Consider the following 13,379-nt stretch of genomic DNA (forward strand, 5'->3'; position numbering starts at 1 on the left):
ACCTCAGTGCTGAGCACGGGGAGCACTCCTTGGAATCAGAACTAGGGGGCCTAGTACTTGAGCAGGTTCGCGTCGTCGATCGACGCGGTCCGGCGGGTACGGAAGATCGACATGATGATCGCGAGGCCGACGACGACCTCCGCCGCGGCCACCACCATCACGAAGAACGCCATGACCTGGCCGTCGAGCTCGCCGTGGATCCGGGCGAACGTGACCAGCGAGAGGTTGACGGCGTTCAGCATCAGCTCGATGCACATGAACACGACGATCGCGTTGCGCCGCACCAGCACGCCGACCGCGCCGATCGAGAACAGCAGCGCGGAGAGCAGCAGGTAGTAGGTCGGGGTCACTTGGACTCCTCGGCGTTCTCGCGGCCGCCGGTGAGGGCATGGGCGTCGGGACTCGGCTCGTCCTCGACCTCGCGCACCGGCGTGGCGTCGATGATCGCCGAGATCGACTCCGGCGCGATCGAGCCGTCGGGCAGCACGGCCGGGACGGCCACCGAGTTGCCGGTGGCGTAGACGCCGGGGCCGGGCAGCGGGGAGATCCGGTCGTGCTCGCCGCGCAGCCGCGCCTCGACGGTGGCCCGCTGGCCGCGCTTCGTGTGGCTGCGACCCTGCGCGTAGCCGAGGACCATCGCGCCGAGCGCCGCCGTGATCAGCAGTGCCGAGGTGAGCTCGAACGCGAACAGGTAGTCGGTGAAGATCAATGCACCGAGCCCGGTGACGTTGCCGGAGTAGCCCGGCCCGTCCGCGGCCAGGCCAACGGGCGTGACGGAGGTGAGCGAGCGCCCGACGGCGGCCACGAGGAGCACCGCCAGCCCGACGCCCAGCGCGAGTCCCGCGAGCCGCTGCCCGCGCAGCACCTCGACGACCGAGTCGGAGCTGTCCCTCCCGACCAGCATCAGGACGAAAAGGAACAGCATCATGACGGCGCCCGTGTAGACGATGATCTGCACGAAGCCGAGGAACGGCGCCTGCCCGACGATGTAGAGGATCGCCAGGCTGAACATCGTGCCGATCAGCCCGAGCGCGGAGTGCACCGCGTTGCGGGCGAACACCATCCCGAGCGCGCCGAGCAGGGCGAACGGGCCGAGGATCCAAAACGCGATGGCCTCGCCGGTGCTGACGACGCCCGGGTCCGGCGCGGCCTGTGCGAGGAGATCGAGAGTCACTTGACCTGCTCCCCCACCGGGTCGTTCTCGGCACCCTTGCGGGCGAGCACCGGGCCCTGCACGTAATAGTCCTGCTCGTTGTCGCCGAGGCGCATCGGGTGCGGCGGCTGCTCCATGCCCGGCAGCAGCGGCGCGAGCAGCTGCTCCTTGGTGTAGATCAGGTCCTGCCGGTTGTCGTCGGCCAGCTCGTAGAAGTTGGTCATCGTGAGCGACCGGGTGGGGCAGGCCTCGATGCACAGGCCGCAGCCGATGCAGCGCAGGTAGTTGATCTGGTAGATCGCGCCGTAGCGCTCACCGGGCGAGTAGCGCTCCTCCTCGGTGTTGTCACCGCCCTCGACGTAGATCGCGTCGGCGGGACACGCCCATGCGCACAGCTCGCACCCCACGCACTTCTCCAGCCCGTCCGGGTGCCGGTTGAGCTGGTGCCGGCCGTGGTAGCGCGGCGCGGCGGGTGGGAAGTCCTCCGGGTACTCCTCGGTGACGACCTTCTTGAACATCGTCCCGAAGGTGACGCCGAAGCCCTTGAAGAACTCGAACATCTACTCGGTCTCCTTCCCGCTGAGAGCGGGCGTGCGCTCAGCCGCGGTGGTCTCCACCCGGCGGGGGCGCAGCTTGTGCCGTGGCGGCTTGGGCACCACCAGGTCCAGCGGTGGCACCGGGTAGTTCGAGGCGGGCTCGATCATCGCCGGGCCCTCCACCTTGCGGTCCGGCACCAGGAACGCCACCAGCAGCACCACCGCCAGCGCGATCCCCAGCACGATCAGCAACGCCGACACCTGGCCACCGCTGGTCCGCCACGTGCGGATCGCGAAGATCGCCAGGATCCACAGCAGGCTGCCCGGTACGAGCACCTTCCAGCCCAGCCGCATGAACTGGTCGTAGCGCAACCGCGGCAGCGTGCCCCGCAACCAGATGAACACGAACAGGAACACGAACGTCTTGACCAGGAACGCGACGAACTGCAGCCAGCCGTTCGCGTTGAGGAACGACAGCGGCCACGGCCACATCCCGCCACCCAGGAACAAGGTGGTGGCCATCGCCGACACCGTCACCATGTTCACGTACTCGGCCAGGAAGAACAGCGCGAACTTCAGCGACGAGTACTCGGTGTGGAACCCACCCACCAGCTCCGACTCCGCCTCCGGCAGGTCGAACGGGGCCCGGTTCGTCTCGCCGACCATCGAGATCGTGAACACCACGAAACTCGGCGCCAACAGCAGCAGGTACCAGCCCGATGCCTGGGAGGCCACGATGTCCGCCGTGGACAGCGACCCCGCGTAGAGGATCACCCCCACGATCGACAAGCCCAGCGCGATCTCGTAGGAGATCACCTGGGCCGCCGAACGCAGCGCCGCCAGCAGCGGGTACGGCGACCCGGACGCCCACCCGCCCAGCACGATCCCGTACACGCCCATCGAGGAGCAGGCCAGCACCACCAGCACGCCGACCGGCAGGTCGACCAGCTGCAGCACCGTCGGCTCGCCGAAGATCGACACCTCGCCGCCGAACGGGATCACCGAGAACGCCACGAAGGCCGGGATCGTGGAGATGACCGGGGCGATGAAGTACACCCGCTTGTCGGCCATCACCGGCATGATGTCTTCCTTGAACGCGAGCTTGAGCCCGTCCGCCAAGGACTGCAGCCAGCCGCCGGGGCCGGTGCGGTTCGGGCCGGGACGCTGCTGCATCCGGCCCACCACCTTGCGCTCCCAGTTGATCATGAAGAGCGTCAGCACAACGCCGATCGCGAACAGCGCCACGACCTTCAGCAGGATCAGCCAGAGCGGGTCGTCCGCCAGCAGCTGCTGCGTGTGGCTCATGCCCTCCTGCGCCACGTTCACGCCGTCACCCCCACCAGGTCGCCGTGCCCGGCACCGAGGATCGTGCGGACGCGGGAGTCACCCGAGTTGCCCGGCAGCCACACCACGCCGTCGGGCAGGTCGGCCAGCGCAACCGGGAGCGTGATCTCGCCGCGGTCGGTGCGCACCGTGGCCGGCTGCCCCTCGGTCAGCCCGAGCACCTCCGCCGTGGCGGCGTTGATCCGGACGTACGCCGGGCGCGCGGTGCCGGCCAGCGCAGGCTCGTCGGTCGTGAGGGTCGAGCCGTCGAGCAGCTGGCGCCAGCTGCCGAGCACGGCCTGCCCGAACCCGGGGCGAAGCGGCTCGCCTGCCGGGACCGCGGGAGCGGCCGGGGCGGGCCCCGCCCAGCGGCCGAGCCGGTCGAGCTCGCCTGCGGCGGCCGCCGGAGTCTGGGTGAACATGTCGACGTCCATCTCGACGGCGAGGGTGTCGAGCACCCGGCAGTCCGGGAGCACGCCGCTCGCGTCGAGAGCGGGGCCGAACCCGCGGCGCCGCCCCTCCCAGTTGACGTAGCTCCCCGCGCGCTGGGCGTCGGGGGCCACCGGCAGCACCACGTCGGCCAGCTCCGTGACGGCCGACTCGTGCAGCTCGAGGCTCACGAGGAACCCGACGTCGCGCAGGGCGGCCAGTGCGGCGGCCGGGTCGGCGAGGTCGTACGGGTCGACCCCTCCGACGACCAGCGCCGCCAGCTCGCCGGCGGCGGCGGCGGTGAGGATCTCGTCGGTGTCGCGGCCCGGGGTGGCCGGGAGAGCGCCGGATTGCAGGCCCCATGCCTGCTCGACCTCGGCGCGGGCGGCGGCGTCGGCCACCGGGCGGCCGCCGGGCAGCAGCGTGGGCACTGCGCCCGCGTCGAGGGCACCGCGGTCGCCCGCGCGACGCGGCACCCAGCCGATCGCCGCGCCGGTGCGCTCGCCGAGAGCGGCCACCGCGGAGTACAGCCCCGACACCTCGGCGCCACGCTCGCCGACGAGGATGACACCCCCGCCACGCAGCGCCTCGACGACGTGCTCGGGCAGGTCGGCCAGCACGGCGGCCTCGGCGCCCGGCACGGCCGGGATCAGGTTGTCCTTCGCGGCCGGTGAGGCCGCGCCGGTCGCGAGCGAGGTGCGCTCGACCGCGGGCGTGGTCCACTGGCCGAGGTGGAAGACGCGCTGGCCGTGCTTGCGGGCCGCCTTGCGCAGTCGCAGGTAGACGACCGGCGCCTCCTCCTCCGGCTCCAGCGCGACGCAGAGCACGGCGGGCGCGGCCTCGAGGCGCGTGTAGCTGAGGGTCTCGGGGCCCTTGCCGACCACGTGCGAGGCCAGGAACTCCAGCTCCTCGGCGGAGTTCACCCGCGCCCGGAAGTCGACGTCGTTGGTGCCGGCGGCGACGCGTGCGAACTTGGCGTACGCGTAGGCGTCCTCGACGGTGAGCCTGCCCCCGGCCAGCACGCCGATCCCACCGTCACGGGCGGCCAGCAGGCCCTCGGCCGCGACGCGGAGCGCCTCGGTCCACGACGACTCGGCCAGCTGTCCGTCGGCGCCGCGGACGAGCGGGCGGGTGATGCGGCCCTTCGACTTCAGGTACCGGAACCCGAACCGGCTCTTGTCGTCGATCCACTCCTCGTTGACCTCGGGGTCGTTGCCCGCAAGGCGCCGCATCACGGTGCCGCGGCGGGTGTCGATGCGGATGGCGGCGCCGCTCGCGGTGTGCTCGTCGACGCCGGGCGTCGAGACGAGGTCGAACGGGCGGGAGCGGAACCGGTACGCCGCGCTGGTGAGCGCACCCACCGGGCAGATCTGGATCGTGTTCCCGGAGAAGTAGCTCTGGAACGGCTTGTCCTCCGCCACGCCGATCTGCTGCTCGGCGCCGCGCTCGAGGAGGTCGATGAACGGGTCGCCCGCGATCTCCTCGGAGAACCGGGTGCAGCGCTGGCACAGCACGCAGCGTTCCCGGTCCAGCAGCACCTGGGTGGAGATCGGGAGCGGCTTCGGGAACGTCCGCTTCGTGTCGACGAACCGGGAGTCGGTGCGCCCGGTGCTCATCGCCTGGTTCTGCAGGGGGCACTCGCCGCCCTTGTCGCAGATCGGGCAGTCGAGCGGGTGGTTGATGAGCAGCAGCTCCATCACCCCCTCCTGGGCCTTCTTGGCCACCGGGGAGGAGTGCTGGGTCTTGACGACCATGCCGTCCGCCACCGTCATGGTGCAGCTGGCCTGCGGCTTCGGCATCGGCCGGCCGCCCATCTCCACCTCGACGAGGCACTGGCGGCAGGCGCCTGCCGGGTCGAGCAGCGGGTGGTCGCAGAACCGCGGCACGATGATCCCGAGCCGCTCGCACGTGCGGATCAGGATCTCGCCCTTGGGGGCGTCGACCTCGATCCCGTCGATCGTGAGGCGGACGTGGCCCTCGGGGACGGGCCGCGCCTCCTTCTTCTCTTCGGGGGCGATCGTCATGCCTGGGCTCCAACCAGATCGTCCAGCTGCTCCGGGCGCTGCACCGCGGGCTGCTCCGCGATGAGGTCGAGGAACTCCTGGCGGAAGTACTTGATGGCGCTCGTGATGGGGCTCGTCGCCCCGTCACCGAGGGCGCAGAACGAGCGGCCGAGGATGTTGTCGCAGATGTCGAGCATCGTCTCGACGTCGGCCTCTGTGCCCTCGCCGTGCACCATCCGCTCCAGGATCTGCACCAACCAGAACGTGCCCTCGCGGCACGGCGTGCACTTCCCGCACGACTCGTGCTTGTAGAACTCGGTCCACTTCATGACCGCCCACGGCACCGACACGGTCTCGTTGAAGACCTGCACGGCCGTCGTGCCCAGCATCGAGCCGGCCGCGGCGGCGCCCTCGAAGTCGAGCGGGACGTCCAGGTGCTCCGCCGTGAAGATCGGGGTGGACGAGCCGCCCGGGGTCCAGAACTTGAGCGGGATGCCGTCCTTCATGCCGCCCGCAAGCTCCAGCAGCTGCCGGAGCGTGATGCCGAGTGGCGCCTCGTACTGGCCGGGCCGCTCGACGTGGCCGGACACCGAGTAGATCTTCGGGCCGGGGCTCTTCTCCGAGCCCATCGACCGGAACCAGTCGCTGCCACCCATCACGATGGCGGGAACCGAGGCGATGGTCTCGACGTTGTTCACCACTGTCGGCGAGGCGTAGAGCCCCGACGTGGCAGGGAAGGGAGGCTTGAGGCGAGGTTGGCCCCGACGTCCCTCCAGCGAGTCGAGCAGCGCCGTCTCCTCACCGCAGATGTAGGCGCCCGCGCCGGCGTGCACCACGATCTCCAGGTCGAAGCCCGAGCCGAGGATGTCGGTGCCGAGGTAGCCCGCGGCGCGGGCCTCCTCCACCGCCCGGCGCACGCGCCGGATGCAGTGCAGCGCCTCGCCCCGCACGTAGATCGCGCAGAAGTTCGCGCGGATCGCGAAGCACGTGATGATGCAACCCTCGATGAGCGAGTGCGGGTCGGCCATCATCGTCGGGATGTCCTTGCAGGTGCCCGGCTCTCCCTCGTCGGCGTTCACCACGAGGTACTTGGGCTTGGCCCCCGCGCCGGTGGGCCCCTGCGGGATGAAGCTCCACTTCAGGCCGGTGGGGAAGCCCGCACCGCCACGACCGCGCAGGCCGGAGTCCTTCACCAGCTGGATGAGCTGGTCCGGTTGGGCCGTGAGCGCGTGCCGCAGGGCCTGGTAGCCCTCCAGCTGCTCGTAGGTGTCGATCGACCACGAGCGGGGCGACTGCCAGCGCCTCGTGAGCACCGGCGTGAGTTGATCCACCATCAGTTCTTCTTCTCCGGCAGCGCAGGGAACGCGGGCGGGTTGTCGGGCATCGAGGGGGCGGTCCAGCCGCGCTCGGAGGCGAGGCGCGCGCCGCGCACCGACTCCGGCGCCACCGAAGGCCCCTCCACGCTCGCGGCCAGGTCCGGGAAGATCCCGGCGAGCTCCAGCTCCACCGTGCGGAAGTCGGTGAGCGGGGCACCGCGGGTGGGGTGCGGCTTCTCGCCGCGCCGCAGCGCGTCCACCAGCTCTTCGGCCGACTCCGGCGTCTGGTTGTCGTAGTACTCGTAGTTGACCTGCAGCACCGGCGCGAGGTCGCAGGCGGCGAGGCACTCGGCGTGCTCCAGCGTGATCGAGCCCGTGGTGCCGGGCTCACCCGCGGTCTCCTCGTGGCCGACGCCGAGCCGCTCCTCGAGCCGCTTGTAGATGTCGTCGCCGCCGAGCGCCGCGCACAGCGTGTTGGTGCAGACGCTCACCAGGTGCTCGCCGCACGGGGTGCGCTTGTACATCGTGTAGAAGGTGGCCACCGCCGAGACCTCGGCCGTGGACAGCTCCAGCGCGTCGGCGCAGTAGCGGATGCCGTCCTGGCTGACGTGGCCCTCCACCGACTGCACGAGGTGCAGCAGCGGCAGCAGCGCCGACCGCGACTGCGGGTAGCGCTCGATGATCTCCTTGGTGCGCTGGCGCGTGAGCTCGTCGAACTTCTCGACGACCGGGCCGGCGTCCTCGACGACGGACTCGAACACCACCTCCTCCGGCCCCGTGATCGGACCGAAGGACTCCGGCGTGCCTTCAGGCAATGTCACCTGTCCACACCTCCCATGACGGGGTCGATCGAGGCGACGGCCGCGATCACGTCCGCGACCATGCCGCCCTCGCTCATCGCCGGCATCGTCTGCAGGTTCACGAAGCTGGGGTCCCGCACGTGGACGCGCACCGGCCTCGTGCCACCGTCGGACACCAGGTGGTAGCCCAGCTCGCCGCGCGGCGACTCGACCGCCGTGTACACCTGGCCCGCCGGCACCGAGAAGCCCTCTGTGACCAGCTTGAAGTGGTGGATCAGCGACTCCATCGACTGACCCATGATCTTGCGGACGTGCTCGAGGCTGTTGCCCATCCCGTCGGACGCCACCGACAGCTGTGCAGGCCAGGCGATCTTGCGGTCGGCGATCATCACAGGGCCCGGCTCCATCTTCGCCGCAGCCTGTTCGATGATCTTGAGGGACTCGTGGATCTCCGCGACACGCAGCCGGAAGCGGGCGTAGCAGTCGGCCTCGGTGGCCACCGGGACCTCGAAGTCGTACTCCTCGTAGCCGCAGTACGGCTCGACCTTGCGCATGTCCCACGGCAGGCCGGCCGCGCGCAGGATCGGCCCGGTGGCGCCGAGCGCGAGGCATCCGTCCACCGGCAGGTAGCCGACGTTCTCCATGCGCTGGCGCCAGATCGGCTGGACGGTGAGCAGCCGGTCGTAGTCCGGCAGCCGCTTCCGCATGACCGCGATGAACTCGGCGACCCGCTCCTCCCAGCCGTCCGGGAGGTCCTGGGCCAGCCCGCCGGGGCGGACGAACGCGTGGTTCATGCGCAATCCGGTGAGAAATTCCAGCAGGTGCAGCACCTCCTCGCGCTCGCGGAACCCGGCGGTCATCCCGGTGAGCGCGCCGAGTTCCATGCCGCCGGTGGCGAGCGCCACGAGGTGCGAGCCGATGCGGTTGATCTCCATCAGCAGCACGCGCGCCACCTGCGCCCGGCGCGGCACCTCCACCCCGAGCAGCTTCTCGACGGCGAGGCAGTAGCCGACCTCGTTGAAGATCGGCGCGAGGTAGTCCATGCGCGTCACGAACGTGACGCCCTGGGTCCAGTTGCGGTACTCGCAGTTCTTCTCGATGCCGGTGTGCAGGTAGCCGATCACCGACCGGGCCTGCTGCACCGTCTCGCCCTCGAGCTCCAGCACCAGCCGCAGCACGCCGTGCGTGGACGGGTGCTGCGGGCCCATGTTGATGACGATGCGGTCGTCGTGCTCCTCGTCGAGGAGCGTGTCCCAGTCGCCGCCGGTGACCGTGTAGACCTTGCCCTCGGTGGTCTCCCGCTCGGGGGCATACGCATCGAAGGTGTCGCTGCTCATGTGTACGACCTCCCCTGGTCGGGGCAGAGTCGGGATCTCCGCGCCATCACGTGTACGACCTCCGCTCGTCCGGCGGCGGGATCTCCGCGCCCTTGTACTCCACGGGGATCCCGCCGAGCGGGTAGTCCTTGCGCTGCGGGTGGCCGTCCCAGTCGTCCGGCATGAGGATCCGGGTCAGGGCCGGGTGGCCGTCGAAGACGATGCCGAACATGTCCCACGTCTCGCGCTCGTGCCAGTCGGCCGTCGGGTAGACCTCGACGACGCTCGGCACGTGCGGGTCGTCGACGTCGACCGACACCTCGAGGCGGACGCGGCGGCGGTAGGTCATCGACGTGAGGTGGTAGACAACGTGCAGCCGCTGCGGCACGTCCGCCCCGTAGTCGACGCCGGAGACCGAGGAGCACAGCTCGAACCGCAGGCTGTCCTCGTCGCGCAGCGTGCGGCAGATGTCGAGGATCGACTCCCGGCGCACGTAGAAGGTGATCTCGCCGCGGTCGATCGTGATCTGCTGCACGGCGCCGCCCGAGACGCCGCGCTCGGCGAGCGCCTCGCCGAACTCGTCGGCGAAGTCGTCGAACCAGCCGCCGAAGGGACGCTCGGCAGGCGCGGGCACGTAGGCCGGCAGCCGCAGGCCGCCGAAGCCCGAGGTGTCGCCCGAGCCGGAGACGCCGAACATGCCGCGCCGCTCGCGGGTTGGCCCGATGCGGGTGCCGCCCTCCGGCGTGCCGTCCCCGCCTGCCTGCTCGACCTCGCCCGCCGTGGCCTCCTCGGCCCCGCGGGCCCGCAGCTCGGCCTCGTCGGCGCCCTTCCGCTCGGCGGAGGAGCCGGGGGTGCCGGTGTTGTTCTCGTCGGCGCTGTTCGTGTCAGCCATGACGCGTCACTTCTTCTTCGCGAACTTGATCGACGACGGCACCAGCTCCGTCTTGTGGCCGCTCGCGGCCAGCTCCGCCGCCCGCCGCGACCCGAGCGGCTCGTCCATGATCTTGGCGTGGATCTTGAGGATCGCGTCCATCAGCATCTCGGGGCGCGGCGGGCATCCCGGCAGGTACATGTCGACGGGAACGACGTGATCGACGCCCTGGACGATCGCGTAGTTGTTGAACATGCCGCCCGATGACGCGCAGACGCCCATCGCGAGCACCCAGCGGGGCTCCGGCATCTGGTCGTAGATCTGACGCAGGACCGGGGCCATCTTGTTGCTCACCCGGCCGGCGACGATCATCAGGTCGGCCTGGCGCGGCGAGGCGCGGAAGACCTCCATGCCGAAACGGGCGAGGTCGTAGCGGGGCGCGCCGGTGGTCATCATCTCGATGGCGCAACAGGCGAGCCCGAACGTCGCGGGCCACAGCGACGACTTCCGCGTCCAGTTGACCAGCTTCTCGACGCTGGTCAGCAGTACGCCGCTTGGCAGGTGCTCTTCGAGACCCATGTCAGTTCCAATCCAGCCCGCCGCGCCGCCACACGTAGACGTACGCGAACCCGACCGTGACGATGAACAGCACGATCTCCACCAGCCCGAACAGGCCGAGTGCGTCGGCACTCACCGCGAACGGGTAGAGGAAGACCATCTCGATGTCGAACAGGATGAACAGCATCGCCGTGAGGTAGTAGGCGACCGGCATCCGGCCACCACCCACGACGGGCTGGGGTGACGGCTCGATACCGCACTCGTAGGCGTCGAGCTTGGCGCGGTTGTAGCGGCGCGGGCCGACGTACGGCGCCGCCGTCACCGAGAACAGGGCGAACGCACCTGCCAGGGCGAACAACAGCACCAGCGGGAGGTAGGGGTCGAGCATCCGTTCACCCTCGTCGTCGTTGTCGAAATCGCTTTATTGATTCCGCCCGGGACCCTAGGTCGGGCGATTAGCCCGACCGGACCCAGGCAAGCCTTACTACAAGCTCGGTGTGAGCCTGGTCATCGCGGTGATCACGCGGTCGCTGACCGCGCCTTCCCTCGGGTCGTACAGGTTGGCGAGCAGCTTCAGGATGAAGCGCATGAGCGTGGTGCGGGGAAGTCCGTACTTCGTGGCCATTCCCATGATCGTCGGGTTTCCGATGAGCTTCGAGAACACGTTGCCGATGCGGTAGTAGCTGCCCAGCGCCTGGCTCATCGCCGTGGGGTACCCGGCGAGCGCCGCCTCGGCGGACGCGCCGGAGCGCGCGTGCGCCTGCACCGTGCAGCGAGCCGCGATGGCGGCCGACTCCATCGCGTACGCGATGCCCTCCCCGTTGAACGGGTTGACCATGCCGCCCGCGTCGCCGACCAGCAGGATGCCGGGCCGGTAGTGCGGCACACGGTTGAACCCCATCGGCAGCGCGGCGCCGCCGACGGTGCCCACCGCGTTCTCGTCGCGATAACCCCATTCCTCCGGAGTGCCGTCCAGCCACGACTTGAGCAGCGCGCGGTAGTCGGTCTTGCCGTAGGCCTTCGATGTGGACAGGATCCCGAGCCCCACGTTCGAGGTGCCGTCGCCCATCCCGAAGATCCATCCGTATCCGGGCAGCAGCTTGGGGTCCTTCGCGTCGGAGCGGTCCCACAGCTCGAGGTGGCTCTCGAGGAAGTCGTCGTGCGTGCGCGGGGAGTTGTAGTAGCGGCGCACGGCCACGCCCATCGGGCGGTCCTCGCGCTTGACCATCCCGAGGCTCAACGCGAGGCGGGCCGACACCCCGTCGCACGCCAGCGTGATCGGCGCGCGGAAGGTGACCGGCCGCTTCTCCTTGCCCTTCCCGACGGTGCCGGTGACGCCGACGACCCGTCCGGTGCGCTCGTCGGTGATCGCTTCGGTGACCGTGGTGTCCTCGTGCAGCCGGGCCCCGAGCTTCTCGGCGTGGCGCACGAGCAGCTCGTCGAAGTCCTGGCGGGGCCGCACGGCGCCGAAGTTCGGGAAGTTCGCGAGGGTCGGCCAGTCGAGCTCGAGGGTGACGCCGCCGCCCACGACCCGCAGGCCCTTGTTGTGCAGCCAGCCGTTGGCCTCTGAGCAGTCGATCCCGAGGTCGATGAGCTGCTTCATGCCGCGCGGCGTGAAGCCGTCGCCGCACACCTTCGGACGTGGGAACGTCGACTTCTCCAGCAGCAGGACGTCGAGTCCCGCTCTTGCGAGGTACGCGGCGGCTGTGGATCCCGCGGGACCCGCGCCGACGACGATCACGTCGGCGTCCGATGTGGTGGGTTCGGGCGCGGCCATACGGCTCCTTGTGAACGGATTCACGAAGTCGTCCCTGAGTCTAAGCACCCTGGTCGAGTGATGCCCGCCCAGGTTGGCCCCCTACGGTGATCCGCCGTGGGCGAGGTGGAGATCCGCGGGCTCGCAGACGCGGACCGGACCGAGCTGATGGCGCTGTTCGGGCAGGCAGGCGAGGGTGCTCCCACCGCGTCGCTGTGGGGCCACGCGGAGTCGGAGGCGGCCGTCTACCTCACGCCGTACCTTGACCTGGAGCCCGCCGTCCCCGGGCTCCGCTACCAGGGGCGGCGGGTGCACCAGCTGACGATGGTCCGCCCGGGGTCAGGGACGGACAGCTCGATGTAGTGCGACGGCCCCGAAGGCGAGATTGCGCCAGCCGACGTCGGCCCAGCCGGCCTTCCCGATGCGGCGGGCCAGCTCCGGCTGGGCGGGCCAGTCCCGGATCGACTCGCCCAGGTACGCGTAGGCATCCGGGTTGCTCGACACCCGCCGCGCGATCGCGGGCAGCACGTGCTCCAGCCCCGCGTAGTAGGCGACCCGGAACGGCGCGGCCGTCGGACGGCCGAACTCACACACCACCAGTCGCCCGCCCGGTCGTGTGACGCGCGCGAGCTCGGCGAGCGCGACGTCGGGGTCGGCGACGTTGCGCAGCCCGAACGAGATCGTGACCGCGTCGAACGAGCCGTCGCGGAACGGCAGGTGCAGCGCGTCGGCCGCCACCTTCGGCACGGGGCGGTGGGCGCCTGCCTGCAGCATCCCGAGGGAGAAGTCGGCCGCCACACACCAGGCGCCCGACAGCCTCAGCTCCACCGTCGAGACGGCCGTGCCCGCGGCGAGGTCGAGCACCCGCTCCCCCGGCCGCAGCCCGAGCGCCTCGCGGGTGAGCCGGCGCCACCGCCGGTCCTGACCCGCGGTGAGCACCGTGTTGGTCAGGTCATAGCGGCGCGCGACGCCGTCGAACATCGCGGCGACGTCGTGCGGGTCCTTGTCCAGGTCGGCCCTGCTCATCGCTCGTCCTCGCTGGCGCTCGGCCGGCGCTGCGCGCGGGCGCTGTGTCGATGATTCGCTCGCTGACGCTCGCTCATCGCATGGCCTCGCCGAGGCTCGGCCAGCGCTTCGCGCCGGCGCTGTGCCATCGGTTCGCTCGCTGGCGCTCGCTCACGAGCGGGAACGCTACGCGCCCGGAGTCGCGGGCCGCCCACGGCCGGCGGCGGCCGCGCACGATTACTATCGTTGAAAACGATCGATTTGATCGAATATCATCGCTTTGGCGATTCAACCCGGCGCTCTAGCGTGCAAC

General features: G+C 70.3%; 14 protein-coding genes. 1 reads left to right on the forward strand and 13 read right to left on the reverse strand.

Annotation, left to right across the window (positions count from 1 at the left end):
• Positions 1-50: 50 nt before the first annotated feature.
• From nuoK to K1T35_RS44020, 12 genes are all read right to left on the reverse strand, one after another.
• Positions 51-350: an NADH-quinone oxidoreductase subunit NuoK gene (nuoK, locus tag K1T35_RS43965; RefSeq protein WP_147257241.1), complete on the reverse strand. Its 300-nt coding sequence runs from the start codon at positions 348-350 to the stop codon at positions 51-53.
• A complete protein-coding gene (locus tag K1T35_RS43970) occupies positions 347-1,174 on the reverse strand; it encodes an NADH-quinone oxidoreductase subunit J (protein ID WP_220257562.1) in 828 nt (275 codons plus the stop codon). The genes nuoK and K1T35_RS43970 overlap by 4 nt, the downstream gene beginning before the upstream one ends.
• Positions 1,171-1,713: an NADH-quinone oxidoreductase subunit NuoI gene (gene nuoI / locus K1T35_RS43975; protein ID WP_220257563.1), complete on the reverse strand. Its 543-nt coding sequence runs from the start codon at positions 1,711-1,713 to the stop codon at positions 1,171-1,173. The genes K1T35_RS43970 and nuoI overlap by 4 nt, the downstream gene beginning before the upstream one ends.
• The gene (gene nuoH, locus K1T35_RS43980) at positions 1,714-2,994 is read right to left on the reverse strand and encodes an NADH-quinone oxidoreductase subunit NuoH (RefSeq protein WP_220263238.1); all 1,281 of its coding nucleotides are present in this window, start codon (positions 2,992-2,994) and stop codon (positions 1,714-1,716) included.
• Positions 2,995-3,011: 17 nt separating this feature from the next.
• Complete coding sequence (locus tag K1T35_RS43985) at positions 3,012-5,465, reverse strand: NADH-quinone oxidoreductase subunit G (RefSeq protein WP_220257564.1); 2,454 nt, start codon at positions 5,463-5,465, stop codon at positions 3,012-3,014.
• Positions 5,462-6,778, reverse strand: a complete 1,317-nt coding sequence (gene nuoF / locus K1T35_RS43990; protein ID WP_220257565.1) for an NADH-quinone oxidoreductase subunit NuoF — start codon at positions 6,776-6,778, stop codon at positions 5,462-5,464. Before nuoF ends, K1T35_RS43985 begins: the two co-directional genes overlap by 4 nt.
• On the reverse strand, positions 6,778-7,581 hold the full coding sequence (nuoE, locus tag K1T35_RS43995; protein WP_220257566.1) for an NADH-quinone oxidoreductase subunit NuoE: 804 nt from the start codon (positions 7,579-7,581) through the stop codon (positions 6,778-6,780). Before nuoE ends, nuoF begins: the two co-directional genes overlap by 1 nt.
• The gene (locus K1T35_RS44000) at positions 7,578-8,897 is read right to left on the reverse strand and encodes an NADH-quinone oxidoreductase subunit D (protein ID WP_220257567.1); all 1,320 of its coding nucleotides are present in this window, start codon (positions 8,895-8,897) and stop codon (positions 7,578-7,580) included. Before K1T35_RS44000 ends, nuoE begins: the two co-directional genes overlap by 4 nt.
• A gap of 46 nt (positions 8,898-8,943) precedes the next feature.
• Entirely contained in the window at positions 8,944-9,768 is an 825-nt protein-coding gene (locus tag K1T35_RS44005; RefSeq protein WP_220257568.1) for an NADH-quinone oxidoreductase subunit C, read from the reverse strand.
• A gap of 6 nt (positions 9,769-9,774) precedes the next feature.
• A complete protein-coding gene (locus K1T35_RS44010) occupies positions 9,775-10,326 on the reverse strand; it encodes an NADH-quinone oxidoreductase subunit B family protein (RefSeq protein ID WP_220257569.1) in 552 nt (183 codons plus the stop codon).
• A gap of 1 nt (position 10,327) precedes the next feature.
• Positions 10,328-10,693: an NADH-quinone oxidoreductase subunit A gene (locus K1T35_RS44015; protein ID WP_142106732.1), complete on the reverse strand. Its 366-nt coding sequence runs from the start codon at positions 10,691-10,693 to the stop codon at positions 10,328-10,330.
• 96 nt (positions 10,694-10,789) lie between these two features.
• Positions 10,790-12,082 carry a geranylgeranyl reductase family protein gene (locus K1T35_RS44020; RefSeq protein ID WP_220257570.1) on the reverse strand — a complete coding sequence of 431 codons (1,293 nt, stop codon included), beginning with the start codon at positions 12,080-12,082 and terminating at the stop codon, positions 10,790-10,792.
• A gap of 96 nt (positions 12,083-12,178) precedes the next feature.
• Here K1T35_RS44020 and K1T35_RS49535 point away from each other — a divergent pair, with 96 nt between their 5' ends.
• Positions 12,179-12,424: a hypothetical protein gene (locus K1T35_RS49535; protein ID WP_255621330.1), complete on the forward strand. Its 246-nt coding sequence runs from the start codon at positions 12,179-12,181 to the stop codon at positions 12,422-12,424.
• On the opposite strand, the gene K1T35_RS44030 is transcribed toward K1T35_RS49535, so the two are convergent.
• The gene (locus K1T35_RS44030) at positions 12,401-13,087 is read right to left on the reverse strand and encodes a demethylmenaquinone methyltransferase (RefSeq protein WP_220257571.1); all 687 of its coding nucleotides are present in this window, start codon (positions 13,085-13,087) and stop codon (positions 12,401-12,403) included. The genes K1T35_RS49535 and K1T35_RS44030 overlap by 24 nt on opposite strands.
• Between the last annotated feature and the right edge of the window lie 292 nt (positions 13,088-13,379).

The organism is Pseudonocardia sp. DSM 110487 (assembly GCF_019468565.1).
In the GTDB taxonomy this organism is placed as follows: Bacteria; Actinomycetota; Actinomycetes; order Mycobacteriales; family Pseudonocardiaceae; genus Pseudonocardia.